This is a genomic window from Microcystis sp., assembly GCF_048564745.1.
In the GTDB taxonomy this organism is placed as follows: Bacteria; Cyanobacteriota; Cyanobacteriia; order Cyanobacteriales; family Microcystaceae; genus Microcystis; species Microcystis ichthyoblabe_A.
In genome coordinates this window covers 26,804-40,902 of record NZ_JBLZRT010000124.1, presented here as the reverse complement: position 1 = coordinate 40,902, position 14,099 = coordinate 26,804, and the positions used below count along the sequence as shown (strand labels likewise).

12 protein-coding genes and 1 pseudogene are annotated in these 14,099 nt (G+C 42.9%); 5 read left to right on the top strand and 8 right to left on the bottom strand.

Annotated elements, in window-relative coordinates; translation table 11 throughout:
• Positions 1 to 669: 669 nt before the first annotated feature.
• Entirely contained in the window at positions 670 to 2,709 is a 2,040-nt protein-coding gene (gene speA, locus ACOCD9_RS13935; protein ID WP_287701239.1) for a biosynthetic arginine decarboxylase, read from the bottom strand.
• A gap of 140 nt (positions 2,710 to 2,849) precedes the next feature.
• Between speA and ACOCD9_RS13930 the strand changes: the two genes are divergently transcribed.
• Positions 2,850 to 3,383 (top strand): DUF4330 domain-containing protein, encoded by a 534-nt coding sequence (locus tag ACOCD9_RS13930; RefSeq protein WP_004162056.1) that lies wholly within the window; start codon positions 2,850 to 2,852, stop codon positions 3,381 to 3,383.
• A gap of 141 nt (positions 3,384 to 3,524) precedes the next feature.
• Entirely contained in the window at positions 3,525 to 4,115 is a 591-nt protein-coding gene (gene recR, locus ACOCD9_RS13925; RefSeq protein WP_043999193.1) for a recombination mediator RecR, read from the top strand.
• 243 nt (positions 4,116 to 4,358) lie between these two features.
• Here the strand turns inward: recR and ctpB are convergent, their stop codons facing one another.
• From ctpB to ACOCD9_RS13910, 3 genes are all read right to left on the bottom strand, one after another.
• A complete protein-coding gene (gene ctpB, locus ACOCD9_RS13920) occupies positions 4,359 to 5,684 on the bottom strand; it encodes a carboxyl-terminal processing protease CtpB (RefSeq protein WP_419547807.1) in 1,326 nt (441 codons plus the stop codon).
• Positions 5,685 to 5,826: 142 nt separating this feature from the next.
• Positions 5,827 to 6,246, bottom strand: coding sequence for an NUDIX hydrolase (locus ACOCD9_RS13915; protein WP_287701241.1), 420 nt, complete (start codon positions 6,244 to 6,246; stop codon positions 5,827 to 5,829).
• A gap of 138 nt (positions 6,247 to 6,384) precedes the next feature.
• The gene (locus tag ACOCD9_RS13910) at positions 6,385 to 7,083 is read right to left on the bottom strand and encodes an OB-fold nucleic acid binding domain protein (RefSeq protein ID WP_287701243.1); all 699 of its coding nucleotides are present in this window, start codon (positions 7,081 to 7,083) and stop codon (positions 6,385 to 6,387) included.
• A gap of 89 nt (positions 7,084 to 7,172) precedes the next feature.
• Here ACOCD9_RS13910 and folD point away from each other — a divergent pair, with 89 nt between their 5' ends.
• Positions 7,173 to 8,030 (top strand): bifunctional methylenetetrahydrofolate dehydrogenase/methenyltetrahydrofolate cyclohydrolase FolD, encoded by an 858-nt coding sequence (gene folD, locus ACOCD9_RS13905; protein WP_419547806.1) that lies wholly within the window; start codon positions 7,173 to 7,175, stop codon positions 8,028 to 8,030.
• Positions 8,031 to 8,429: 399 nt separating this feature from the next.
• On the opposite strand, the pseudogene ACOCD9_RS13900 reads toward folD, so the two are convergent.
• A pseudogene (locus ACOCD9_RS13900) lies at positions 8,430 to 8,882 on the bottom strand (ISAs1 family transposase); the annotation flags it as partial.
• 157 nt (positions 8,883 to 9,039) lie between these two features.
• Between ACOCD9_RS13900 and ACOCD9_RS13895 the strand changes: the two are divergent.
• On the top strand, positions 9,040 to 9,537 hold the full coding sequence (locus tag ACOCD9_RS13895; protein ID WP_002759301.1) for an HNH endonuclease: 498 nt from the start codon (positions 9,040 to 9,042) through the stop codon (positions 9,535 to 9,537).
• On the opposite strand, the gene ACOCD9_RS13890 is transcribed toward ACOCD9_RS13895, so the two are convergent.
• From ACOCD9_RS13890 to ACOCD9_RS13880, 3 genes are all read right to left on the bottom strand, one after another.
• Positions 9,534 to 9,887 carry a hypothetical protein gene (locus ACOCD9_RS13890; protein ID WP_287701247.1) on the bottom strand — a complete coding sequence of 118 codons (354 nt, stop codon included), beginning with the start codon at positions 9,885 to 9,887 and terminating at the stop codon, positions 9,534 to 9,536. The genes ACOCD9_RS13895 and ACOCD9_RS13890 overlap by 4 nt on opposite strands.
• A gap of 94 nt (positions 9,888 to 9,981) precedes the next feature.
• On the bottom strand, positions 9,982 to 11,094 hold the full coding sequence (gene hypD, locus ACOCD9_RS13885; protein ID WP_409945549.1) for a hydrogenase formation protein HypD: 1,113 nt from the start codon (positions 11,092 to 11,094) through the stop codon (positions 9,982 to 9,984).
• A 133-nt stretch (positions 11,095 to 11,227) separates the two neighbouring features.
• Entirely contained in the window at positions 11,228 to 11,473 is a 246-nt protein-coding gene (locus ACOCD9_RS13880) for a HypC/HybG/HupF family hydrogenase formation chaperone (RefSeq protein WP_287701250.1), read from the bottom strand.
• A gap of 397 nt (positions 11,474 to 11,870) precedes the next feature.
• Between ACOCD9_RS13880 and ACOCD9_RS13875 the strand changes: the two genes are divergently transcribed.
• Positions 11,871 to 13,772: a transketolase C-terminal domain-containing protein gene (locus tag ACOCD9_RS13875; protein ID WP_419547805.1), complete on the top strand. Its 1,902-nt coding sequence runs from the start codon at positions 11,871 to 11,873 to the stop codon at positions 13,770 to 13,772.
• The last annotated feature ends 327 nt before the right edge of the window (positions 13,773 to 14,099 follow it).

Sequence of the window (14,099 nt, the reverse complement as noted above, 5' to 3'; positions counted from 1 at the left end):
GATACTTATTTCTGAGGAGTTGGGGGTTATTTCGATATCTGCCCCCGCCTTACCGTCGATTTAGTCTCGCTCACGGCAAAATTCATCTCTGCCAAGGTCGGGGACGACTCTTGACTATCATTGCCACTCACGCTTGAGACTACACGATGCAGGGAATAGATGGACTCGTGATCAAGTGGCGGTAATTCAGCAGAAATAGAAAAATCCTAGTTAAAATTCAGAGAAGCTCGCCGGTGGAAGCGGTTTCTGCTTACTAAATTCGTCTGTGATCCTGTATTCATAGCCTTTCACCATGTTGACTTGGACAGTACAATCGCATAGTATATAGGTCAGGTAAAAACTTTGATTGATATATACTGGGGGTGCAATCTAATCGTATGCACTGCCTGGGTCTTTGGTGCCTCAATAAAGATTCTTTCTCTACCAGCAATTGTACCTATTTCCTGTAGCAAAAGTAGCAGGTAGCAAGTTATTGACACAAATCGCAAAGTATTTGTAACTAAATTTTTACGAAATAGATGTTGATGTCGCTTCCCTCCTGCGGGACGGCAAGAAAGGAGTGAGAAAATATATATAAATGTACTACCAGAGGTAGCATTAGCCCAAAATTCTGCGATCAATGCTTTAAAAAGGGAAAATGAGCTAAATTTCCCCCACAAGTAACCTCTATTAATCCCCACCCACTAGATAGGTATAACGTCGCAAACTGCGTTCATAATCCTGTAGTAGTAATTGGGATTCTTCCACAGTCATGCGATTTTCCTGCAAAGCTTGTTCACAACGAAGACGAATTCTTTCTAACAGGTCTTCCGCAGAATACTGCACATAACTTAATACTTCCGTGATCGTATCTCCTTTGACTAGATACTCGATATCGTACCCCTTGGGACTCATCTGAATATGTACCACGTTAGTATCGCCAAAAAGATTATGTAAATTGCCCATAATCTCTTGATAAGCACCCACCAGAAACATTCCTAGATAATAGGGTTCCGGAGAATGTTTACCGTTTTTGTACTCCAAAGGATGCAATTCTAAAACTGATTTTATGTCTCCGCGCAAATCGATAAACTGGGCAATTTTCCCGTCACTATCACAGGTTAAATCGGCGAGAATACCTCTTTGAGTAGGTTCTCGATCGAGACGATGGATCGGCATAATTGGAAATAGTTGATCGATCGCCCAACTATCGGGAACTGACTGAAAAACCGAGAGATTGGCATAATAAATTGAGGCCATAATTTGCTCTAAGTCTTCCAAGTCATCGGGAACATAATCCTGTTGTCGGGCCACTTGCAGAATTTTGTGACAACAAGCCCAGTACAATTGTTCGGCTCTAGCTCGTTCCTTGAGACTGAGATAACCGAAATTAAACAGACTAATCGCCTCCTCTTTGAACTGTCCCGCATCGTGATAAGCTTCCTGATAATTGCGCTCATCGATACCCGTGTAGGTTTCCCAGAGATTGCGGAGGATGAGGTGTTCTTTCCCATTGCAGGGATCGGGGGGATTTTGGGGAACCTCACTACTTCCCAAGATATCAAAGACTAACACCGATTGATGAGAAGCGATCGCCCGGCCACTTTCACTGATGAGAATCGGGGGTGAAATCTGGGCATCTTCACAAGCTTCCTTGACCTCGGCCACGATATCATTGGCATAATTCTGCATATTGTAGTTTTTTGAGGCGTAGAAGTTAGTTTTTGAGCCATCGTAATCGACCCCTAAACCACCCCCCACATCGAGATAGGTCATATTTGCCCCTAATTTCGCTAATTCCACATAAATCTGACTAGCTTCGCGAATGGCATCCTTAATGACGCTGATAGCGGAGATTTGCGACCCGATATGATAGTGCAGCAGTTGCAGACAATCTAACATCCCCGCTTGTTCTAATTCCGTCACTACCGTTAGGATTTCTGGGACGGTTAAACCGAATTTTGCCCGGTCTCCCGTGGAACATCCCCAACGGCCCACCCCTTTTGTCCCCAGTTTCGCACGCACTCCCAAATGAGGGGCAATTCCTAACTGACGACTGACCCGCAGGGTTAAATATAATTCTTCCAATTGTTCGATGACAATCAAAGGCCGATGACCGAGACGAGTGGTCAAAAGAGCGGTTTCGATGTATTCTTTGTCCTTATAGCCGTTACAAATTAGCAGTGGTTGTGTTTTGTCATTTTTGCCGTTTAAGGCAGGTTCTAGGGTAGCTAAAGCAATCATTAGCTCAGGTTTTGAACCAGCCTCCAACCCAAATTGATAGGGTTTACCAAAACGCACTAAAGACTCGACGATGTGACGGTGTTGATTGCACTTGATCGGATAGACACCGCGATAGACATTGGGATAATTATAACGGGCGATCGCTCGGCTAAAACAGGCATTCAGGCGCTCGATCCGGTCTTCCAAAATATCACTAAACCGAATTAACAGCGGTAAACCGATATTCCGCCGCTTAATCGCCGAAACTAACTCGTATAAGTCCAAAGAACCGCCCCTTTCTCCCTGGGGCGAGACGGTAATATTTCCCGCAGCATTGATCGAGAAATAGGGTTCTCCCCAGCCTTGGATACGATAGAGATTTTCGCTATCTTCGATCGACCAATGTTTAACGGGGGCAACTTTTTCGAGGTTGTTACCGTCAGAAGGGGTCAGATCGAGTGGAGATAATTGCTTTTCTTGTTTCTTAAGTTGAGTTTTACCCGCCATTGTCTATCGATCGCTCCGTGTGAGACTCCGATCTTCTATCTTAAGTCAGACTTCCTGTCTGCGACCAAGATTCCGATCGTGATAGAATTTACTCTCTAGGCTCGATCTCTAGGAATAGTCATCTATATAAATTCAAGGCTATGCAGTTATTAGACTCAAAAGGACGTTTATTCGGTAAATTTAGCTTGCTTGATATCGGAGCGGCCTTAGTAATTTTATTGACAATTATCGGTATTTTTGTTGTGCCGGGGACGAGTGGTAAAAGTACGATCGCTCAAGTGACCAAAGAACCCATAGAAGTGGATGTTATTGTCCGGGGTTTAAGTGTTCTTAATCCCAACGCTTTGATTAATCAATTCAATACCGAGAAGAAAACTAATATTGTTATTCGTAATCAACCGGCTGGTCAAGTGGATATAAAAAATGTTAAACCTTTAGCGAGAAATGTCTTAGTTCCGCAGCCCGATGGTAGTGTAAAAGTCCTACCCGATCCCCGCACAGAAAACTATTCTCAAGATATGATTATGACTCTCAGTGGTCAAGCGGAAGTTACCGATACCGGTGCGGTTGTTGGCGGTCAAAAGGTGAAAATTGGCACTTTAATCGAGTTAGAAGGAGATAATTATAATTTCAACACCAGTGTTATCGATGTCCGTTTACCAAAAAGGTCTTAGTTAGTAAACAGTGAGCAGTAAACAGTGAAAAGACAGTAGGAAACTTCCATGTAACACTGCTCACTTGAAAACTCAAATCTGATAACTGATAACTGATAACTGATAACTGATAACTGATAACTGATAAGAGGATTAACTGCTATTTATACACCGCCTTTAGCTCGTTTGATCGAGCAGTTACAAAAATTACCCGGGGTGGGACCCAAAAGCGCTCAACGTCTGGCCCTGTATATTCTCAAACGACCAGAACAAGATGCGATCGAATTGGCCCAGGCGATCGTAGCAGCGAAAAAACAAGTAGGATTATGTCAGGTTTGTTTCCATCTTTCGGCCGAACCAATCTGCGAAATTTGCCGCAATCCTAACCGAGAAACGGGGACTATCTGTGTGGTAGCTGACTCCAGAGATGTGATTGCTTTGGAGAAAACAAGGGAATATTCGGGCAAATATCACGTTTTGGGCGGTGTTATCTCACCCATGGATGGGATTGGTCCAGATCAATTAAATATACAGTCTTTAGTCACCAGAGTCAGCCAGAAAAAAATTCAGGAAGTTATCTTAGCTATCAGTCCCAGTGTCGAGGGAGAAACCACGACTTTGTATATTGGGGGTTTACTAAAACCCTTCACTAAAGTTACCCGTATCGCTTTTGGGTTGCCTATGGGCGGCGATCTGGAATACGCTGATGAAGTAACTTTAGCGAGAGCTTTAGAAGGTCGTCGGGAATTATAGAGCAGGGTGTGAGGTTTTGATCAGTTGACTTTTTGGCGAATAATCGAGCATTTGTAGCCAGCGATACAGTTTTATACTGCCTCTTATGCTTAGGTGCAGAATTTGTAGCTGCAGAAATCTTTGGGTGGTAATCATCAGCTACTGCACGGGAGCGAGAGAGAGCGCTGTTAAATGCTTTAAAGGCTGTTCTAGAATCGCCATTTCGCCGAAACAGTCACCGTTTCCCCGGATTTCCCAGGACAATTATTCGGCCCGACTACTCAAAGGGTTATTGAGATTGCCAGTGCCGGGACGTTTAACACTATGGGATTGTAACAGCGAGATCGCCTGTTGATACTGGGGATCATCCTTAGTTCCCAATAAAGAAGGATCATCGCGGAAGCGCAGCTGTTGTTCCTGGGTTAACTCGATCTGCACATCGGGTTTAATGCCTTTTTTGTAGATATTTTCGCCGTTGGGGGGATAGTAACGGGCAATTGTCACCGCTAATCCGGAACCATCGGAGAGGGTGTGTACCGATTGGACGGTACTCTTGCCATAAGTCGATGTACCTACTAAAGTCGCCCGGCCATTTTCTTTTAGCGCCCCGGCGAGGATTTCGCTGGCACTGGCGGAACCTTTATTAACCAAGACTACTAGGGGTAAATCGGTAATAGCGGTGTTATTGGCGATAAATTGACGATCACCGCCCCGTCGATCGATGGTGCTAACGATTTTGCCCTGTTTCATCCACATACGAGCGATATCAACACTAGCAAATAGTAACCCGCCGGGGTTGCCCCGCAGATCGAGAACATAGCCGGATACCTGTTGTTGACTTAATTCCTCGATCGCCTGTTTCATTTGTTCGGCTGCGTGGGAACTAAATTCATCCAGTTTGATATAACCAACTTTCACCCCACCTTCCTGTTTAAGGGTATAGCTAACGGAGGGGATTTCGATATCTACCCGGGTCAAAGTCACTTCAAATACGCCTTGATCGGGACGGGCAAGCTGTAAACTAACGCTAGTACCCACTTCTCCCTGTAGTGCTTCCATTGCCTGTTCTAAGGTCATTAAAGCGGTGGGTTTGCCGTTAATTCTGATCAGGCGATCGCCGCTTTTTACTCCTGCTTCCTTGGCGGGGGATTTTTTCACCGTATCGACAACGACCAGATCGCTAGTGCGTTTATCAAGGGCTAAACGTACCCCAATTCCCGATAATTCTCCGGAAGTTTGACTGGTGAGGACAGAAAATTCACTAGGAGTTAAAAAACGGGTATAAGTATCATCCAATTCCTTTAAAGCTTCGCGAATTGCTGTGTAAGCTTGTTGGGGATTAGTATAATTTCTGCTTAACAATTCTTGACGTTTTTTTTGCCAATCAATTTGATGAAAACCACGATCTACAAATTCATTATTAACAATTTGCCAAACCTGGTCGATGACCGCTTTCGGGTTATCTTCTAAGGGTTTTTCCCCTTTGGCTGCGGGGGTAAGGACCATCAGGGAACTAACTGCTAGGGTAGCGATCGCACCTCCGGATAGGAGTTTCTGCACGGAAAGGAACGAGGGACGCGACTGGTTCATAAAGACAAAGCCAAAATAAGATTGACGTTTCAATAAAGCCATTCAAAAAGCGGGAGCATTTTGCCTTCGAGGGAGGTGAGGAGCAGTGTTAACTACGACTTTCGTATAGATAAGGGAGTTCCTTGTCTGGCTCTAGTATCCACTATAGTTCTAGTTCTATAAAATCGAGCAATATCTGGCGATGAATTTTTCCTAAAGAACGAGTCTGATTAATCTTCTGGGAATAGTATTCCCCTTGACGGATGGCAGCCGGAGGTAATAATGCTAAATCTTGCCCTTCTGTTTGCACTAATTTTTCTAATCCCAGGGTCAGGGGTACATGATAAAGATAACGGGAGAGATTATCATCGTTATAAGAGCGAAAATAGCGTAAACTAGGGGCTTCGTAGTTAATTTCTTCTTTTAACTCTCGTTTTAACCCTATTTCTGGACTTTCACCCGCTTCTAAGTGACCACCAAATAAACCCCACACCCCCGGATAGAGAATCGTCGGTATGTCGTCGCGCAACTGCATTAAAAATCGACCGTCCTGTTCCAAAATCGCCAAAGCAACGAATATCATCAGTTATCAGTTATCGGTTATCAGTTATCAGGAGTCAGGAGACGGGAGACAGGAGATTATTTGTATTTTCTCCCCACTTCCCACTTCCCACTTCCCACTTCATAATTCATAATTCATAATTCCCACACCTAACCCTAGCTATTTCTCGCTTTGTTTATGGGGTAAAAAGAAAGCATCAAGGAGGTCTGGGACGGGTTTAACCACTGCGGGGGGTTTGGGGGGAATCGCTTCTGCGACGGGTTGTGCGGGGGGATTGGGTTTAATGGGGGTAAGGACGGGAGTTTCTGGGGGTTTCGTTTCAGCTGCGCTGGGAATTGTCACCTGTCGGGGATTTTCGAGGGGTTTAGTGGAGACTGGGGGAGAATTATTTTCTGGGGGTTTAACTTCCGAGGTGGGGGAAGGTTTAATTTCCGGGGACGGGGAAGGAGTAGGAACCGAATTAACTGCTACTGCATCCATCTGTTCTAATTCCACCACATACACTTCGTTGACGGTTTGGGAACCTTGGGGAATAGCCTCAAAGTCAATTTTGCCCTTAATGACGATTTCTTCGCCTTGACGGGGTAATTTATTGCTATTGGTGCGAATCCAAATCTTACCGGACCCATCCTGCAAAAGATAGGCTCCTCCCGCTAAAAAAGGGGCATAATTGCTGACAGTTCCCCTAAGATAAACTAAAGCACCTTTTGGTTTTTCCTGTAATTGCTCGATCGCTGTTAGGGGAGGATCACCGATGTAGGGAACGGCAATACCGAGGTCAGCAAGGGTACTACAACCGAATAACCCTAGCAATAATAATAAACTGCCGATGCGCCCTACACGAGTCTGAATAGACATTCTTGCTTTAACCTTAACGAGTGCGATTAGCCAATCTTTTTGACCATAGAATAGATCCGAAAGATTTTTGTTCTCGGTATTATCATAGAATGTCCGTAACTACTTGCCAAATTCTCGACGGGAAAGCCTTAGCTCAAAAAATCCAGCTTGGTCTAGGAGAGCGCATCCAGACGCTACAATCTCAAATGGGACGACCTCCGGGGTTAGCGGTGTTGATGGTGGGGGATAATCCTGCTAGTGCCGTTTATGTACGCAATAAGGAGAAAGCTTGTACTAAAATCGGCATGGCCTCTTTTGGTCGTCATTTTCCTACCGATACAAGTGAACTAGAAATTTTAGCGGAAATTGTCCGTCTCAATCAAGATGAGCGGGTGGACGGGATTTTAATTCAATTACCCTTACCTAAGCATTTAGATGCGGTTTCCCTTCTCTACCAAATTGACCCGAAAAAAGATGCTGATGGTTTACATCCTCTCAATTTAGGCGGTTTAGTGCGAGGTGAGGACTGTATTCGCAGTTGTACTCCTGCGGGGGTCATGGCACTGCTGAAAGAATATAATATTCCCATAGCTGGTAAGCACGCGGTGGTGGTGGGTCGCAGTATTCTAGTGGGGAAACCTTTAGCTTTAATGTTATTGGAGGAAAACGCTACGATAACTATTGCTCACTCGCGCACGGAAAATCTCGCAGAAATAACCAGAAGTGCTGATATTTTAGTACCTGCGGTCGGTAAAGCGAATTTAATCACTAAAGATATGGTCAAACCTGGTGCGGTGGTGGTGGATGTGGGGATTAATCGTGTGGCTGACCGTTTGGTGGGAGATGTGGACTATGCTGGGGTTTTAGAAGTAGCTAGTTATCTTACTCCTGTCCCCGGTGGTGTCGGTCCGATGACGGTGGCAATGTTATTAAAAAATACGTTGTTAAGTTATGAACGCAAGTTATAAACCCTCAGCTACCAGCTATCAGCTATTCAGTAATTCTACCGATACAATTTTGTCAATCTAGCAAGTTGGGATTTTTACGGGGAAACTCTCTTTTAAAATTGGGCTTTACTTTTGATTTTATTACTCAATCCAAGCTTTTGGGGGGTAGAACCCCCCAAACCCCTAGGGTTGATTCATTTAAATTAAGTACAGCTGATTTTGAGTCAATAAATTTGACTTAAGATTCTCAATTTTATCTTTCTCTAACCAAAAGAGTTAGTCACAATAATTAATCTTTAATCTTCTGCCAATATTTATTATAAATAGATTGATAAAGCTTGTTCTCAAGGCACTAAAAGCCTATCTCTCTTGAAATTGTCTGAGAGTACATCCTGTTAATTTAGCTAATTTTTCTGCTTCTTACGTCGATAAAACTATCAGTTTTTCCCAACGTTCAGCTAACCACCTCTGTCCCTCTGTTATTGAGAGAAAACCTAAACTTCTGAAAAGATTCAATCCTATAGTTGTGAGAATTGACCAATTGCTTGCCGCTTGAAAATCACTTATCTGGCTTTTATCTTCCTCAAAAATTACATCTTTTACCCAATGTAACTGATTTTCTATTTTCCAATGTCCTCGAATAATTTTAGCAAATACTTGGGCGGATTCGGTTAAGCTACTGATATAGTAAGCTGTTTCTTCATAAGTTTTATCCCCGCGACTACCCTTTCTTTCTACTTTAATAAGTCTTCGCAGATTTTCAAACCCTTGTCTTTCATTTTTCCTCACTTTAAAAACTTCTATTTTTCTGGATATTTTTCGACCATGACTATTATCTTGTTCAAGAAAACAACTTTCTGGCTTTGCAGAATCTAATGCCCTATTTTAGCTGAAACAGTCCAGTAGCAGATTACCTGATCGGCGATCGCACTGAAAAAAGCTCCCCACTTCCCCAACACTGAATAATAGGTTCCAATCCCAGTGATCTGTGCTACCATGCGGGGTAAATTCAAGCGATCTCCAGACACCTATGAGCAAGGTTCTCGTGTTGAATGCCTCCTACGAACCGCTAAATATCACCAGTTGGCGGCGCGCGATCGTTTTATTGTTGAAAGGAAAAGCTGAATCCCTAGAACATAACGGAAAAGTGGTTTGTCGTGACTTACCCCTACCTTCTGTTATCCGTCTGAGGCAATACGTCCGTGTTCCCTACAAGGAAATTCCTTTAACCCGTCGTAATATTCTCGAACGAGATCATCACACCTGTCAATACTGTCTCTACCGAGGTGAACAATTAACCATCGATCATGTGATTCCCCGTTCTCGCGGAGGGGGTGATACCTGGGAGAATTTAGTGGCGGCTTGTGTGCGTTGTAATGTGCATAAGGGCAATCGTACACCAAAAGAGGCCAATATGTCCCTGCACGCCCAGCCGCGTCGTCCCTACAGCAGTCTCCACTTTGAGCTATTAAAGCACACTAGGGGGAATCACAATCACGAATGGCGTAAATATGTCATCGGCATTTAGGGTGAAAAGGGCATGGTGAAACCAAGACCAAAATTGATTCCCATGCCATTATTATTAGTCTGGGTGCGAGGATTGGCAACTCCCGTGCCTAGATAAACCGAACAACCGCGACAGGGGGTATTGACTCGGTAGCGCACCGCCATGGGATCATTGGGATCGGTGATAGTTACTCCCTGATGGTTTAAATCTTTAATTAGATTGGTGACGGGTTTGAAAAAATCGGAGCTGGGGGGTTGACTTGGTTGCAGTTCTAGGGTTTGTTCTTGGGAAGCAAGAACGATTTCGGAAGCGATAATTAGCAGTAGAGAGGTAGTTAAGCCAAATAAACCCAGATTATTTTTGATCTTCATTTTTTTTTATCACCGAGAGACTGTTAATTTTTTCTGGTGAGAATTCTAGCGTTTTCTCACCAGAAAGGAACCTACCCTAATCAGTAAAAAAAATTTACTGATTTCTACCATACTTATAATAAGCGGCACAAGCACCTTCACTAGAAACCATACAAGTGCCGATGGGATGTTCGGGAGTACAAGCAGTCCCAAATACTTTACATTCCCAGGGTTTTAAAACACCTTTAAGAATTTCGCCACACTGACAAGCTTTGTGATCTTTAACACGCTGATTGGGTAGGGTAAATTTTTTCTCCGCATCAAAATTACTGTACTCATCTCGCAGTTTTAACCCTCCTTGAGCAATTTCTCCTAAACCTCGCCATTCAAACTGATCCCGCAGTTCAAAAACTTGCTTGATTGCCGATAAAGCGACTCTATTTCCTTGATTTTGTACCACTCGATCATACTGATTTTCGATCTCACATCTCTGCTCATCTAATTGTTTTAATACCATCCAAATTGATTGGAGAATATCCAAAGGTTCAAACCCAGAAACTACCACAGGTTTATGATATTCTTGGGCAATAACTTGATAGGGTTCTGTGCCAATTACCATGCTAACATGACCGGGCCCAACAAAACCGTCTAACTGTAAATCTGGGTTATCTAACAAAGCTTTCAGAGCGGGAATAATCACCACATGATTAGAAAATAAACTAAAATTAGTGATGCCATCTCTTTGCGCTTCTAAAACGGTTAAAGCTGTGCTAGGAACGGTTGTTTCAAAACCTAAGGCTAAAAATATTACTTCTTTATCGAGATTTTCTCTGGCAATTTTTAAGGCATCGCGAGGAGAATAAACCATGCGAATATCATCACCTTTTGCTCGCGCTTGCAGCAGACTCAAATGGGAACCGGGGACACGCATAGTATCGCCAAAAGTTGTCAGAATTACGTTCGGTTGTTGTGCGAGAAAAATGGCATCATCTAAACGACCTCGCGGCATCACACAAACGGGACATCCGGGACCATGAATTAATTCGATAGTTTCGGGAAGTATTGCCTCGATACCGTATCTAAAAATTGAGTGGGTATGACCTCCACAAACCTCCATAATTTTAGTAACTTTTTCCCGCTTTTCAGAGATTCTTATCGATAATTGTTCTATTTGTTGAATTAATCCTGCCGCTTTAACTGGATCACGAAATTCATCAACGTATTTCATTGTTTATCTCCTTTAATTATAATTTTTAGCTGTCGGTCGTCGGTAATAATTGCCGTGATTTATATTTCCTAAGATAGACAACAAAATCAATTTATGTGTGAATACTGTAAGAACATTAATTATAATTAAATTCTTACTCTAATTCCAATAATTGTGTTAATAAATTTAATGTTTCTTGCGCCTCATCTTCATCAATTCGATTCATGGCAAAACCCACATGAACTAATACCCAATCCCCTACACAAGTATTAGTGGGATGGTCTTCATCAACAATGCAAGTAATATTTACTTCTCTTTTGACCCCCCCCACATCGACGAGAGCGAGATTATGGTTTTCATCAATAATTGCCGTAATTTGTCCCGGTATGCCTAAACACATAGTTTTTACCTTAAAAAATCTAGTTTTTGTTAATTATGGGCTGATTTTTGGGCTAGAGATTGCAGTAAGAGTAACCGAGAATCAGGTCATACTTCATCCGTCTAAGAAACGCTATCCAGTCAAAGGTTATCCTTTTTACTTTTTCCTTTCCCCTTTCCCCTTTTTACTCGGTCTTACCTGCCATTCTGGACTATTGCCCTCAAGAACAGCTTTTTTTCCCGTATCTTTTTTAAGATTTCCCCTGTCCCGGACCGTGGACACTATCCCAGCAAGAGTAAAACTTTTGTATTAGGGACTACACCAATGATAAGAAATTATTCAATCAATCGATCGGGTGACATTCTAGGCTATGATTTCCCTGACTATAGTTATTTCTCTACATTAAGGAAAATAGACAATGACAGCCTTTCCCATCGATTTGAGCGCCTATAAACCCATCAGTCTCGACCCCAGTAAACCCACCCTCACCGACGAGCAAAGAAGCGCCCTAAAAGCCAATATCCAACTCTGTCGCGATGCTATCATCTTTTTTACTGCCACGGGTGCGGCCCGGGGTGTGGGTGGTCACACCGGCGGCCCCTACGATACCGTCCCGGAAGTGGTGATTCTCGATGCTCTTTTCCGCAGTCAACCTAGTCAATTTGTACCAATTTTCTTCGATGAAGCGGGACACCGCGTCGGTACTCAATATCTCATGTCCGCGTTAGAAGGTTCTTTACCCCCAGAACAATTAATGCACTACCGCGAGGCTAATTCTAAACTCCCCGGACACCCGGAATTAGGATTAACCCCCGGCGTAAAATTTAGTTCTGGCCGTTTAGGACATATGTGGCCCTACGTTAACGGTGTCGCTTTAGCTAACCCCGGAAAAACCGTTTTTTGTTTAGGTTCCGATGGTTCTCAACAGGAAGGCAATGACGCAGAAGCTGCCCGTTTAGCCGTGGCTCAACACATCAATGTTAAGCTGATTATTGATGATAATGATGTTACCATTGCCGGTAATCCTTCCAAATATTTACCCGGTTATGATGTGGCTAAAACTCTCGCCGGCCATGGCGTAAAAGTGTTAGTGGGAGATGGGGAAGATATCGATAGTTTGTATCGCAATATCTGTGAAGCAATTAATACTCCTGGCCCGATTGCGATTATTAATAAACGTCCCATGTGTCCGGGGATTGAAGGTTTAGAAGGGTCTAACCACGGTCATGATGTGATTTCTGTACCCTTGGCTTTGAAATATTTAGAGGCAAAAGGACACAGTGCCGCCGTGGAATATCTCAACAGTATTAAGAAGCCTTCTAATGACTATAAATTCCTCGGTTCTGGGGATAAATGGGGTTCTAACCGCAACGTTTTCGGTGAAGCGGTGGTCAGTCTTTTAGGCAAAATGAGCGAGGAAGAACGCAAGGCTAAGGTATTAGTAGTAGATAGCGATTTAGAGGGTTCCTGCGGTCTGAAAATTATCCACGATAAACATCCCGAAGTGTTTATTCCTTCCGGTATTATGGAACGGGGCAATCTTTCGGCAGCCGCTGGTTTTGGTATGGAAAAAGGTAAACAGGGAATTTTCGCCACCTTTGCCGCTTTTCTAGAAATGTGTATTTCTGAAATCACCATGGCCCGCTTGAATTATTCTAATCTTTTATGTCATTTTTCCCATTCCGGTATCGATGACATGGCGGATAATACCTGTCACTTTGGTTTGAATAATTTCTTTGCCGATAATGGACTAGATGACGGTTACGAAACCCGTCTTTATTTCCCAGCCGATGCGGCACAAATGACCGCTTGTGTCGAGGCAACTTTCCATCAACCCGGTTTACGTTTTATCTTCTCGACTCGTTCTAAAACTCCCAATATTCTTGATACTAACGGCCATAATTTCTTTGGCGATGGTTACACCTTTGTCCCCGGAAAAGATGAAGTAATTCGGGAAGGCACTGCCGGTTATATCATCAGCTTTGGCGATGGTTTATACCGCGCTTTAGATGCAGTGGAACGCTTAAAACAAGAAGGGATCGACGTGGGTTTAATTAATAAATCTACTCTCAATGTAGTGGATGAAGAAATTATCGCTAAAGTTGGTAATTCTCCCTTTGTTTTAGTGGTAGAAGCATTTAACCGTCGCACGGGTTTAGGTAGCCGTTATGGTTCTTGGTTACTCGAACGCGGTTTAACTCCTAAATACGCCTACATTGGTACTCACCATGAAGGTTGTGGCGGTTTATGGGAACAATTCCCCCACCAAGGTATTGACCCAGTTGGTATCATTAGTAAAGTTAAATCTTTAATCGCTTAGATGGTATTTTAGGGTGGGCTTTAATCAGTTATCAGTTATCAGTTATCAGTAGAATTATTGTAAATTAATTATATGTTATAGTGGTGGTTTAACTAATTTTCCCCAAAAAATTAGTTAAACAGTACGTTTGTTTTAAATAAAAACTTGAAGTTTTACTTTTAACTCAAAACTCTTTAGATATGCTTTAATTTGGTTATCAAAACCTCTTTATTTGAGCGGCACAAACTATCTTAATTTTTATAATTGAGAATAAATTCTCCTGATTAATTACAATTCTCCTTCACTGGATTAATGTTTGGCAACTTTTAAGAAATGTGAAGATATGTT